This window comes from Thioalkalicoccus limnaeus (genome assembly GCF_041197575.1).
GTDB classification, from domain to species: Bacteria; Pseudomonadota; Gammaproteobacteria; order Chromatiales; family Chromatiaceae; genus Thioalkalicoccus; species Thioalkalicoccus limnaeus.
In genome coordinates, this window is record NZ_JBDKXB010000001.1 from 174,201 (window position 1) to 187,837 (window position 13,637).

Here is a 13,637-nt window from a genome sequence, read left to right on the forward strand (position 1 = left end):
GTCGATATCAACCCTATATTTTTGTTTCGGAGTAACCCATGTCCGTCTCGAAAGACGAAATCCTTGAAGCCATCGCGAACATGACCGTGATGGAAGTGGTCGACCTGATCAGTGCGATGGAAGAGAAGTTCGGCGTGACGGCGGCCGCAGCGGTTGCGGTGGCCCCGGGCGCCGGTGGCGGCGCGGATGCGCCGGTCGTCGAGGAGCAGACCGAATTCAACGTCGTTCTGACCTCGTTCGGTGCCAATAAGGTCTCGGTGATCAAGACGGTGCGGGCACTGACCGGCTTGGGCCTGAAGGAAGCCAAGGACGCGGTCGAGGGCGTGCCGACGGTGCTCAAGGAAGGCGTGTCGAAGGCCGACGCCGAAGAGGCGAAGAAACAATTGGAGGAGGCCGGCGCTGCCGTGGAGATCAAGTAACGACGACCTTGCGTCGTCGCAGTTTGCTGTTGGCATTGCGTCATGGCTGGCGGCACGAGCCGCCGGCCTTTTGCCGTTTGTGCGAAGGAGTAAATGCTCAGGGCCGGTTTACGGCACGGATTGAGTAACCATATCGATTTCACGCGCTGGCGGATTTTCCGGACCCGCCACCGCTCCGTCACGACGGTGCCCCGTCGCCGGGTCATCTCTAAGCACTTTCGAGGGAAGGCAGTATGGCCTATTCTTTCACCGAGAAAAAGCGCATTCGCAAAGATTTCGGCAAGCGTCCCGGCATCCTGGACGTGCCCTTCCTCCTTGCGACCCAGATCGAGTCCTACTGCGATTTCCTGCAGGCGGATACGGCAGCGAAGAAACGTGCCGACAAGGGTTTGCACGCGGCCTTCAAGAGCGTTTTTCCGATCGAGAGCTATTCCGGCAATGCCGTGCTGGAGTATGTCAGTTATCGCCTCGGTGATCCGCCCTTCGATGTGCGCGAGTGCCATCTGCGCGGTGCGACCTATGCTGCGCCTTTGCGGGTTCGGCTGCAGTTGGTGATCTATGACAAGGAGGCCCCGGCAGGGTCGAAGGTCGTCAAGGACATCAAGGAGCAGGAAGTCTACATGGGCGAACTGCCACTGATGACCGAGACCGGCACCTTCATCATCAACGGCACCGAGCGGGTGATCGTTTCGCAGCTGCATCGGTCGCCCGGGGTCTTCTTCGACCATGACAAGGGAAAAACGCACTCATCCGGCAAGCTGCTGTTCTCCGCTCGCGTAATTCCTTACCGTGGGTCCTGGCTCGATTTCGAGTTCGATCCCAAGGACAACCTGTTCGTTCGCATCGACCGGCGTCGCAAATTGCCGGCCACGGTGTTGCTGCGTGCACTGGGGTATGGCGTCGAGGAGATCCTCGGCTGCTTTTTCGAGACGGATGCGTTTCATCTGGGGCGCGAGTCGACCAGTCTCGAACTGGTGCCAGAACGTTTGCGCGGGGAGACGGTCAGTTTCGATATCCGCGTCGGCGAAGACCTGTTGGTCGAGGCAGGGCGGCGGGTCACCCAGCGCCACATCCGCGAGCTTCAGAAGGCGGGCATCGAGCGCCTGGACGTGCCCGCCGATTTTCTGGTGGGCCGCGTATTGGCGCATGCGCAGGTGGATCAGGAGACCGGCGAGGTCCTGGCCGAAGCCAATTCCGAATTGACGCTTGAGTTGGTCGAGACGCTGCGCCAGAAAGGCGTCGAGCGGATCGAGACCCTGTTCGTCAACGATCTGGACCATGGGCCCTATATCTCGGAGACGCTCCGTATCGATCCGACGACGTCGGATCTGGAGGCGCAGGTCGAAATCTACCGGATGATGCGACCCGGCGAACCGCCGACGAAGGAGGCGGCGCAGAACCTGTTTCACAACCTGTTCTTCACGCCGGATCGCTACGACCTGTCCGCGGTCGGCCGCATGAAGTTCAATCGTCGCCTCGGGCGTGAGTCGGAAGAAGGGCCGGGCGTGCTCTATGACGGGCGTTACTTCCGGGAGCGCGCCGATGAGTTCTCGCAAACCCTCTATCAGGCATTGGGCGACACCTCGGATATCGTCGACGCGATGAAGGTGCTCGTCGAACTGCGCAATGGGCGAGGCACCGTCGACGATATCGATCATCTCGGCAATCGTCGCATCCGTTGTGTCGGCGAGATGGCCGAGAACCAGTTCCGGGTCGGGTTGGTCCGAGTCGAGCGGGCCGTCAAGGAGCGTTTGTCGCTGGCCGAGTCGGAAGGTCTGATGCCGCAGGAGTTGATCAACGCCAAACCGGTCTCGGCGGCAATCAAGGAGTTCTTCGGGTCGAGCCAGCTATCGCAGTTCATGGATCAGAACAATCCGCTGTCGGAAGTCACGCACAAGCGGCGTGTATCGGCGCTCGGTCCAGGCGGGCTGGCCCGCGAGCGCGCCGGTTTCGAGGTGCGCGACGTGCATCCGACCCACTACGGCCGGGTCTGCCCGATCGAGACACCGGAGGGGCCGAACATCGGTTTGATCAACTCGCTCGCCGTCTATGCGCGCACCAACAGGTTCGGCTTTCTCGAGACCCCTTATCGCAAGGTCGAGAATGGGGGCGTGACCGATCAGATCGATTATCTGTCGGCCATCGAGGAGGGGCATTTCGTCATCGCGCAGGCTAATGCGACGTTGGATGACGAGGGCCGGCTGATCGATGCGTTGGTGTCCTGCCGACATATGAACGAGTTCACGATGAAGGCGCCGGAAGAGGTCCATTACATGGACGTTTCGCCGCGCCAGATCGTCTCGGTGGCAGCCTCGCTGATCCCGTTCCTCGAGCACGACGACGCGAACCGGGCCTTGATGGGTTCGAACATGCAGCGCCAGGCCGTGCCGACTTTGCGTGCCGAGAAACCCTTGGTGGGGACCGGCATGGAGCGGGTCGTGGCCAAGGATTCGGGCGTCGTCGTGTGGGCGCGACGCGGCGGGGTGATCGAATCGGTCGATGCGGCGCGTATCGTCGTGCGGGTGAATGATGACGAGGCCGAGCCCGGGGTCCCGGGGGTCGATATCTACAACCTGACGAAGTACACGCGTTCCAACCAGAACACCTGCATCAACCAGCGGCCCTTGGTGCGCCCGGGTGACCAGGTCGCCCGCGACGACGTATTGGCCGACGGTCCCTCGACGGACATGGGCGAGTTGGCGCTCGGACAGAATCTGCGCGTCGCCTTCATGCCCTGGAACGGCTACAACTTCGAGGACTCGATCCTGATCTCCGAACGGGTCGTTCAGGAGGACCGCTTCACGAGCGTCCACATCGAGGAGCTGACCTGCCTGGCGCGCGACACGAAGCTGGGGCAGGAGGAGATCACTGGCGATATCCCGAACGTTGGCGAGGCGGCCTTGTCGAAGCTCGATGAGTCCGGGATCGTCTACATCGGTGCCGAGGTTCGCGATGGCGACATCCTCGTCGGCAAGGTCACGCCGAAAGGCGAGACGCAATTGACCCCGGAGGAGAAACTCCTGCGGGCGATATTTGGCGAAAAGGCGTCGGACGTGAAGGATACGTCGCTGCGGCTGCCGTCCGGCATGGCCGGGACCGTGGTCGATGTCCAGGTCTTCACCCGTGATGGCGTCGAGAAGGACAAGCGCGCGCTGCAGATCGACGAGATGGAGCTGGACCGGTTTCGCAAGGACTTGGCCGACCAACAACGCATCATGGAGAACGATGCCTTCCAGCGGGTCGAGCGGATGCTGCTGAACAAGGTCGCCGATGGTGGTCCTCGGGGCCTGCGGCCAGGTGGCAAGATCACCAAGACCTATCTCGCCGAATTGGTGCAGACGGATGGGAGGGATGCCTGGCTGGAGATCCGGCTGCACAGCGAGGATCTGGCCGGCCAGCTCGAAGCGGTCGCGCTTCAGATCAAACAGTTGCGTGAGGAATTCCGTCAGCGTTACGAGATCAAGAAACGCAAGATCGCCAGTGGCGACGACCTGGCCCCGGGTGTGCTCAAGATGGTCAAGGTCTATGTCGCCGTCAAACGGCGGATTCAGCCGGGCGACAAGATGGCCGGTCGCCATGGTAACAAGGGTGTTATCTCGATGATCGTACCGGTCGAGGATATGCCGTTCTCGGCCGATGGGGAGCCCGTCGATATCGTGCTGAATCCTCTCGGTGTTCCGTCGCGAATGAACGTCGGCCAGGTGCTCGAGATGCATCTGGGTTGGGCCGCGAAGGGGTTGGGCCGAAAGATCGACGCGATGGTGCGCAGCCAAGTCGAGATCGCCCGGCTTCGGGCCTTCTTGGGCGAGATCTACAACACCAGTGGCAAGCCCGAGGATCTCGACAGCCTCGATGATGCCGAGATCCTCGAATTGGCTCGCAACCTGACCGGTGGCGTACCGCTCGCGACACCGGTCTTCGATGGGGCGTCCGAGGAAGAGATCAAAGCGATGCTGCGTTTGGCCGATCTCTCGGAGACCGGGCAAACGGTCTTGTACGACGGTCGCACCGGTGATCGGTTCGAACGCGAGGTATCGGTGGGGTATATGTACATGCTGAAGCTCAATCACCTGGTCGATGACAAGATGCATGCGCGCTCGACCGGGCCCTATAGCCTCGTGACCCAGCAGCCGCTCGGCGGCAAGGCCCAGTTCGGTGGTCAACGTTTCGGCGAGATGGAGGTCTGGGCGTTGGAGGCATACGGTGCGGCGTACTCGTTGCAGGAGATGCTGACCGTCAAGTCCGACGATGTGAATGGTCGCACCAAGATGTACAAGAACATCGTCGATGGCGACCATCGCATGGAGGCCGGTATGCCCGAGTCCTTCAATGTGCTTGTCAAGGAGATCCGCTCGTTGGCCATCAACGTGGAACTGGAACAGGACTGAAGCCAGTCATGTCGCTGAAGGGTAAGCTCAGACAGGAGGCACGGTCTTGAAAGATTTATTGAACATTATCAAGCAGCAGGGTCAGGCGCTCGAGTTCGACGCGATCAAGATCGGTCTGGCGTCGCCGGACATGATTCGCTCTTGGTCCTACGGCGAGGTCAAGAAGCCGGAGACCATCAACTACCGGACCTTCAAGCCGGAGCGCGATGGGCTCTTCTGCGCCAAGATCTTCGGTCCGATCAGCGATTACGAGTGCCTGTGCGGAAAGTACAAGCGGCTGAAACATCGCGGCGTGGTGTGCGAAAAATGCGGGGTCGAGGTGACGCTCGCAAAGGTGCGGCGCGAGCGCATGGGGCACATCGAGCTGGCCAGCCCGGTGGCGCACATCTGGTTCCTGAAGTCATTGCCGTCGCGGATTGGGCTGCTGCTCGACATGACCCTGCGCGACATCGAGCGGATCCTGTACTTCGAGTCCTTCGTCGTCGTCGATCCGGGTATGACACAGCTCGAGCGCGGCCAGATGCTGACCGACGAACAGTACCTGGATGCCCTCGAGGAGAACGGGGACGAATTCGATGCGCGCATGGGGGCCGAGGCGGTTTTCGAACTGCTGCGCACGATCGACATGCCGAAAGAGATTCGGCTGATGCGCGAGGAGATCGAAACCACGAACTCCGAGACCAAGGTCAAGAAGCTGTCGAAGCGACTGAAGCTGATGGAATCGCTGCTGGACTCCGGAAATCGGCCGGAGTGGATGATCCTGACCGTGCTGCCGGTGTTGCCTCCGGACTTGCGGCCGTTGGTGCCGCTCGACGGTGGGCGTTTCGCGACCTCCGACCTCAATGACCTCTACCGGCGCGTCATCAACCGAAATAACCGACTCAAGCGGTTGCTCGATCTGGTCGCGCCCGACATCATCGTCCGTAACGAAAAGCGCATGCTCCAGGAATCGGTCGATGCGCTGCTCGACAACGGCCGCCGCGGCCGTGCCATCACCGGGACGAACAAGCGGCCGCTCAAGTCGCTTGCCGACATGATCAAGGGCAAGCAGGGGCGTTTCCGGCAGAACCTGCTCGGCAAGCGGGTCGACTATTCGGGGCGTTCGGTGATCGTGGTCGGACCGACCTTGAAGCTGCATCAGTGCGGCCTGCCGAAGCGCATGGCGCTGGAGCTGTTCAAGCCCTTCATCTTCAGCAAGCTGCAATTGCGCGGCCTGGCCGCGACCATCAAGGCGGCGAAGAAGATGGTCGAGCGCGGGGCGCCCGAGGTCTGGGACATCCTCGAGGAGGTCATTCGCGAGCACCCGGTCATGCTCAACCGCGCGCCGACGCTGCATCGTCTCGGCATCCAGGCCTTCGAGCCCGTGCTGGTCGAAGGCAAGGCGATCCAGCTCCATCCGCTCGTTTGCACGGCTTTCAATGCCGATTTCGATGGCGACCAGATGGCCGTCCACGTTCCTCTGTCACTCGAGGCGCAGATCGAGGCGCGGGCGCTGATGATGGCGTCGAACAACATCTTGTCTCCGGCGAATGGTGAGCCGATCATCGTGCCGTCGCAGGACGTGGTGCTGGGCCTCTACTACATGACGCGCGAACGCATCGGGGCGAAAGGCGAGGGGTTGGTCTTGAGCGGCATCGACGAAGCGCGACGCGCCTACGAAACCGGGCGGGCGGACTTGCACGCCCGGTGCCGGGTAAGGATTCGCGAGGTCATCAAGGCCGAGGACGGCGCGTTTCAGGAGCAGGTCAAGATCCGGGATACAACGGTCGGTCGGGCCCTGGTCTTCGAGATCGTCCCCAACGGGCTTCCGTTCGATCTGGTCGATCAGCCGCTCGGGAAAAAACAGATCTCGCGGCTGATCGACTCCTGCTATCGCCGCCTGGGTCTGAAAGAGACCGTGGTATTCGCTGATCAGATCATGTACCTCGGTTTCCGCATGGCGACGCGGGCCGGTGTCTCGATCGGTCTCGAGGACATGGCGGTGCCCGAGGAAAAGGCGCGGATCCTGGCCGAAGCCGAGATCCAGGTCAAGGAGATCCAGGATCAATACGCGTCGGGGCTAGTCACGAATGGCGAGCGTTACAATAAAGTCGTCGACATCTGGTCCTATACCAACGATCAGGTGGCCAAGTCGATGATGGCCAAGCTCGGTAAGGAGCAGGCTCTCGACCCCGAAGGCCGCCCAGTCCAACAGGATTCCTTCAACTCGATCTACATGATGGCCGACTCGGGCGCCCGCGGGTCAGCGGCCCAGATTCGGCAGCTGGCCGGGATGCGCGGGCTGATGGCGAAACCCGATGGTTCGATCATCGAAACGCCGATCACGGCGAATTTCCGCGAGGGCCTGAATGTCATCCAGTACTTCATCTCGACGCATGGTGCCCGCAAGGGTCTCGCCGATACCGCGCTCAAAACCGCGAACTCCGGGTATTTGACGCGACGGTTGGTCGATGTGGCGCAGGACATGGTCGTGCTGGAGACGGATTGCGGCACCGAGAAGGGGCTGTTGATGACCCCGATCATCGAAGGGGGTGACGTGGTCGAGCCGCTGCGCGAGCGGATCTTGGGTCGTGTCATCGCGGTCGACGTCTTCCTGCCCGCGACGGGGGAGCTGGTCTGTCAGGCGGGCACCTTGCTCGATGAGGCCTGGGTCGAGCGGCTCGAGTCGCGGGGGATCGATCAGGTCTACGTTCGTTCGCCGATCACATGCGAGTCGCGTCTGGGCGTCTGCGCCCAGTGCTACGGTCGGGACCTGGCGCGTGGCCACCGGGTCAACCTCGGCGAGGCCGTGGGCGTCATCGCGGCGCAATCGATCGGCGAGCCGGGCACCCAGTTGACGATGCGCACCTTCCATATCGGTGGTGCGGCCTCGCGCGCCGCGGCCGTCAACAGCATCGAAGTCAAGTCATCCGGTACCGTGCGGCTGCACAACATCAAGACGGTGCGCCATCACAGTGGCAATCTCGTCGCTGTCAGCCGCTCCGGAGAACTCACGGTCTCCGATGACAAGGGTCTCGAGCGTGAACGCTACAAGGTGCCTTACGGGGCGACGGTGCGAGTCAATAACGGTGACGCCGTCGCCGGTGGGCAGATCATTGCGACCTGGGACCCTCATACCCATCCGGTCATCACCGAGGTAGCCGGGCGGTTACGCTTCGAGGATTTCATCGAAGGGGTCACGGTCCACATCCAAACCGACGATATCACCGGCTTGAGCGCCCACGTGGTCATTGACCCGAAGCAGCGGCCGGCGATGGGTCGGGATCTGCGGCCCATGGTCAAGCTGGTCGATGAGGAAGGGGGCGATCTGAACATCGCGGGTACCGACATGCCGGCCCGCTACTATCTGCCGTCGGGTGCGATCGTCAGCGTAGCCGATGGTGCCGAGGTGGCCGTTGGTGATGTCATTGCCCGCATTCCGCAGGAGTCGAGCAAGACCCGTGATATCACCGGTGGTCTGCCGCGTGTCGCGGATCTGTTCGAGGCCCGCAAGCCCAAGGAGGCCGCGCTGTTGGCCGAGGTGTCCGGGACCGTGAGTTTTGGCAAGGACACCAAGGGCAAGCAGCGTCTGATCATCACTCAGGACAACGGCGAAACCTATGAAGAGCTGATCCCGAAATGGCGACATGTGAATGCCTTCGAAGGCGAGCGTGTCGAGCGCGGCGAGATCATCTCGGATGGCGAGTTGGCTGCCCACGATATCCTGCGCCTGAAGGGGGTTCGAGCGTTGGCCGAGTACCTGGTCAAGGAGATCCAGGACGTGTATCGGCTGCAGGGTGTGAAGATCAACGACAAGCACATCGAGGTGATCATTCGCCAGATGTTGCGCAAGGTCGAGGTCACGGATCCAGGTGATACGCGCTTGCTGCGCGGCGAGCAGGTCGAGTACACGGCGCTGTTGGTCGAAAACGAGCGGGTCGCAGCCGAAGGCAAGGTCGCGGCACAATGGCAGCCCTTGTTGCTGGGTATCACGAAGGCGTCGTTGGCCACCGAGTCCTTCATCTCGGCGGCTTCGTTCCAAGAGACGACCCGTGTGCTGACCGAGGCCGCTGTGCGGGGATCGACGGACAAGCTGACCGGGCTCAAGGAAAACGTGATCGTTGGTCGGTTGATCCCGGCGGGTACGGGGCTTTCGCACCATCGTGCGAGACGCCGTCAACGTCAATCCGAGCGTCTGCAAGAAGGCGGGAGCGGGCGGGTCGAAATGACGGCCGCTGAGCTCGAGCAAGCCCTCAAGCAAGAGCTGAACGTCTCGAGTACCGACTGAGCGGGTCTTCTCGCCACCGGGAGGGGCGCGCACCCTCCCGGAACCTGGCCAGGTAGGCAGTTGACTTGCCTGGCTCCTTTTCCTACAATGCTCGGTCTTAGCTCGGCCGGCTCATCGCCGGCTTGCTTGTTTCCTGAATCGGGCGTTCGATGCCCAGGCACAGCTTCAAGTCAAGTGCGAAGGCCCCTGGTTTGTTGCCTCCTGGTCGCTAGGGCAACCAGTCGCGCCCTTTGCCCTTGATGTCTGGATAGCGCTGCGGCGCCGGTGGAGATCGATTGCATGGCAACTATCAATCAGTTGGTGCGCAGGCCCCGAAAGCGTCGCGTGGCCAAGAGTAACGTGCCGGCCCTCGAGGCCTGTCCGCAGAAGCGGGGCGTTTGTACGCGCGTCTATACCACGACGCCGAAGAAGCCGAACTCGGCGCTGCGTAAGGTGGCTCGCGTCCGGTTGACCAATGGCTTCGAGGTCGCCTCCTACATCGGAGGTGAGGGGCACAACCTGCAAGAGCACTCGGTGGTGTTGATTCGCGGGGGGCGGGTCAAGGACCTGCCGGGTGTCCGCTACCACACGGTCCGCGGTGCCTTGGATGCGTCGGGCGTCGAGAAGCGGCGCCAGGGGCGTTCGAAATACGGCGCCAAGCGGCCGAAGAAATAGGTCGGTCTTGGCGAGCGTCGAGGCCGTTTCGTATCTGTTGTGATCGTATTCCCGCGAGTCTTTTGGACGGAGTCCGTACATCATGCCGAGAAGACGCGTCGTTGCCCGTCGTCAGATCCTGCCCGATCCGAAGCACGGGAGCCAGTTGCTTGCCAAGTTCATCAATATGATGATGAGGGATGGCAAGAAGTCGACCGCCGAGCGGCTCATCTATGGGGCGCTCGATCAGGTGTCTGAGAAAAAGGGGGTCGAGCCGATCGGGCTTCTGGATCAGGCCATGGAAAACGTGCGTCCGATGGTCGAGGTCAAGTCGCGGCGTGTCGGCGGGGCCACTTATCAGGTGCCGATCGAAGTTCGGCCGTCGCGCCGCAATTCGTTGGCCATGCGTTGGATCATCGATGCGGCTCGCAAGCGTTCGGAGAAGTCGATGGCGCATCGTTTGGCCGGCGAGTTGATGGACGCCGCGGATTCGCGTGGTGCGGCGGTCAAGAAGAAAGAAGATACGCATCGGATGGCCGAGGCCAACCGGGCCTTCTCGCACTATCGCTGGTAGCGGCGGTAACGCGCTGACACAGATTTGAGGCGGAAACACTCGTGGCACGCAGCACACCCATAGAAAGGTATCGGAACCTCGGCATCATGGCCCACATCGATGCCGGCAAGACCACCACCACCGAACGCATCCTGTTCTATACGGGTGTGTCGCACAAGTTGGGGGAGGTGCATGACGGGGCCGCGACCATGGATTGGATGGAGCAGGAGCAGGAGCGTGGCATCACGATCACGTCAGCGGCGACGACCTGCTTCTGGAAAGGCATGGACATGGCACGGCCGGAGTATCGCATCAATATCATCGATACCCCGGGTCACGTCGATTTCACGATCGAGGTCGAGCGATCCTTGCGGGTCCTCGATGGGGCGTGCGCGGTCTTTTGTGCGGTCGGCGGTGTCGAGCCTCAATCGGAAACCGTATGGCGGCAGGCGGACAAGTACCAGGTGCCCCGTTTGGCGTTCGTCAACAAGATGGATCGGATGGGGGCGAACTTCCTCCGGGTGGTTCAGCAGGTCCGTGATCGGCTGGGCGGTAACGCGGTGCCGCTTCAGTTGCCGATCGGTGCCGAGGAGCACTTCAAGGGGGTCGTCGACCTGGTGCGGATGCAGGCGATCTACTGGGACGACGATTCCAAAGGCATGCAGTTCGAGCTGGCTGAGATTCCGGCTGAGCTCGCTGGTCAGTGCGATGAGTGGCGTGGTCATCTCGTCGAGGCCGCCGCCGAGGCCAACGATGAATTGATGGAGAAGTACCTCGAAGGCGTTGAGCTGACGCGCGAGGAGATCATGGGCGGCCTGCGTGCGCGCACGCTGAAGGGCGAGATCGTTCCTATGTTGTGCGGCTCGGCGTTCAAGAACAAAGGCGTGCAGGCGATGCTCGACGCGGTGATCGACTATCTGCCGTCTCCGGTCGATGTTCCGCCGATTCGAGGCGTGCTGGACGATGCGGCCGAGACCGAGGGCGAGCGCGCGGCATCCGATGATGCACCCTTTGCGGCCTTGGCGTTCAAGATCGCAACCGATCCTTTCGTCGGTACCCTGACCTTTTTCCGTGTCTATTCGGGGGTGTTGGGCTCCGGCGACACGGTGTTCAACCCGGTCAAGGGTCGCAAGGAGCGAGTCGGGCGTATCCTGCAGATGCACGCGAATGAGCGAAAAGAGATCAAAGAGGTGCGTGCCGGCGACATCGCGGCCGCCGTCGGCCTCAAGGACGTGACCACGGGTGACACTCTGTGTGACCTCAATAAGGTCATCACGCTCGAGCGGATGGAATTTCCCGAGCCAGTCATCTCGGTCGCGGTCGAGCCCAAGACGAAGGCCGATCAGGAGAAGATGGGGGTTGCCCTGTCGAAACTGGCGCAGGAAGATCCCTCCTTCCGGGTCAACACCGACCAGGAGTCGGGTCAGACCATCATTTCCGGGATGGGCGAGCTGCACTTGGAGATCATCGTCGACCGGATGCGCCGCGAATTCAAGGTCGAGGCGAATGTCGGTGCGCCGCAAGTCAGCTATCGCGAGACCATTCGGCAGTCCGTTGAGCAGGAAGGCCGGTTCGTGCGCCAGTCGGGGGGGCGCGGTCAGTTCGGTCACGTCTACCTGCGTATCGAGCCGCAAGAGCCGGGAGCGGGTTACAGTTTCGTCAACGGGATCGTCGGCGGTGTCGTGCCCAAGGAATATATTCCGGCGGTCGATAAGGGCATCCAGGAGGCTATGGCCAACGGTGTGCTTGCCGGTTTTCCGATGGTCGATATCAAGGTCACTCTTTATGACGGGTCGTACCACGAAGTCGACTCGAGCGAGATGGCCTTCAAGATCGCTGGCTCGATCGGGTTCAAGGAGGGTTGTGGCAAGGCGAAGCCTGTCTTGCTCGAGCCGATCATGAAGGTCGAGGTCGTCACCCCAGAGGACTACATGGGCGATGTCATGGGCGATCTGAATAGTCGTCGCGGTATGGTGCAGGGTATGGATGACGCCCCCTCGGGCAAGATCATCCGAGCCGAAGTGCCGTTGGCCGAGATGTTTGGCTATGCGACGGATCTGCGTTCAGCGACCCAGGGGCGCGCGACCTATAGCATGGAGTTCTCCAAATACAACGAAGTGCCCGCCAGCATTGCCGAGGCGGTCGCGAAGAAACAGTAACGATCTGATTAAGGGGTAAGGCCTCATGTCCAAAGGAAAGTTTGAGAGAAAGAAGCCGCACGTGAATGTGGGGACGATTGGGCACGTGGATCATGGCAAGACGACGTTGACGGCGGCGATCACGTTGCGTCAGGCGAAGAAGTTTGGTGGTGAGGCGCGGGCGTACGATCAGATTGACAATGCGCCGGAGGAGCGTGAGCGAGGGATTACGATTGCGACGGCGCATGTCGAGTATGAGACGGACAATCGTCATTATGCGCATGTGGACTGTCCTGGGCACGCGGATTATGTGAAGAACATGATCACGGGTGCGGCGCAGATGGACGGGGCGATTTTGGTGGTATCGGCGGCGGACGGTCCGATGCCGCAGACGCGCGAGCATATTTTGTTGGCGCGGCAGGTGGGTGTGCCGTACATCGTGGTGTTTTTGAACAAGGCGGACATGGTGGACGACAAGGAGTTGTTGGAGTTGGTGGAGATGGAGGTTCGCGAGTTGTTGGATGCTTATGGATTTCCGGGTGATGACACGCCGATTGTGACGGGTTCGGCGCTGAAGGCGATGGAAGGGGACGAGACCGAGCTGGGTGGTCAGGCGATTGACCAGTTGATGGAGGCGTTGGACAGTTACATTCCGGAGCCGGAGCGGGCGATTGATGGTCCGTTTTTGATGCCGATTGAGGATGTGTTTTCGATTTCGGGTCGTGGCACGGTGGTGACGGGGCGTGTTGAGCGTGGTGTGGTGAAGGTGGGTGAGGAGGTTGCGATTGTAGGGATTCGCGACACCACGAAGACCACGTGCACGGGTGTGGAGATGTTCCGGAAGTTGTTGGACCAGGGGCAGGCCGGGGACAACATTGGGGTGTTGTTGCGTGGTACGAAGCGGGACGATGTGGAGCGTGGTCAGGTGTTGGCGAAGCCTGGGACGATCACGCCGCACACGCACTTCGAGGCGGAGGTGTATGTGTTGAGCAAGGAGGAAGGTGGTCGACACACGCCGTTTTTCAATGGATATCGTCCGCAGTTTTATTTTCGCACGACGGATGTGACGGGGGCGTGCGAGTTGCCGGAGGGCATCGAGATGGTGATGCCGGGTGACAATGTGCGGATGACGGTGAAGCTGATTGCGCCGATTGCGATGGAGGAGGGGCTGCGTTTTGCGGTTCGTGAAGGTGGTCGCACGGTCGGCGCCGGCGTCGTCTCCAAGGTGATCGAGTGACG

At 61.4% G+C, this 13,637-nt stretch carries 7 protein-coding genes; all 7 read left to right on the forward strand.

The genetic code is table 11. From position 1 onward, the window contains the following. Positions 1-38 precede the first annotated feature (38 nt). The gene (gene rplL / locus ABC977_RS00840) at positions 39-419 is read left to right on the forward strand and encodes a 50S ribosomal protein L7/L12 (RefSeq protein ID WP_369665327.1); all 381 of its coding nucleotides are present in this window, start codon (positions 39-41) and stop codon (positions 417-419) included. 233 nt (positions 420-652) lie between these two features. After that, positions 653-4,807: a DNA-directed RNA polymerase subunit beta gene (gene rpoB, locus ABC977_RS00845; RefSeq protein WP_369665328.1), complete on the forward strand. Its 4,155-nt coding sequence runs from the start codon at positions 653-655 to the stop codon at positions 4,805-4,807. Positions 4,808-4,853: 46 nt separating this feature from the next. Next, the gene (gene rpoC / locus ABC977_RS00850) at positions 4,854-9,074 is read left to right on the forward strand and encodes a DNA-directed RNA polymerase subunit beta' (protein WP_369665329.1); all 4,221 of its coding nucleotides are present in this window, start codon (positions 4,854-4,856) and stop codon (positions 9,072-9,074) included. Between the two features lie 279 nt (positions 9,075-9,353). Continuing rightward, on the forward strand, positions 9,354-9,728 hold the full coding sequence (gene rpsL / locus ABC977_RS00855; RefSeq protein ID WP_369665330.1) for a 30S ribosomal protein S12: 375 nt from the start codon (positions 9,354-9,356) through the stop codon (positions 9,726-9,728). Between the two features lie 82 nt (positions 9,729-9,810). Continuing rightward, on the forward strand, positions 9,811-10,281 hold the full coding sequence (gene rpsG / locus ABC977_RS00860; protein WP_369665331.1) for a 30S ribosomal protein S7: 471 nt from the start codon (positions 9,811-9,813) through the stop codon (positions 10,279-10,281). 41 nt (positions 10,282-10,322) lie between these two features. Next, positions 10,323-12,419, forward strand: coding sequence for an elongation factor G (gene fusA, locus ABC977_RS00865; RefSeq protein ID WP_369665332.1), 2,097 nt, complete (start codon positions 10,323-10,325; stop codon positions 12,417-12,419). Positions 12,420-12,444: 25 nt separating this feature from the next. Next, complete coding sequence (gene tuf, locus ABC977_RS00870; protein WP_369665321.1) at positions 12,445-13,635, forward strand: elongation factor Tu; 1,191 nt, start codon at positions 12,445-12,447, stop codon at positions 13,633-13,635. Positions 13,636-13,637 lie beyond the last annotated feature (2 nt).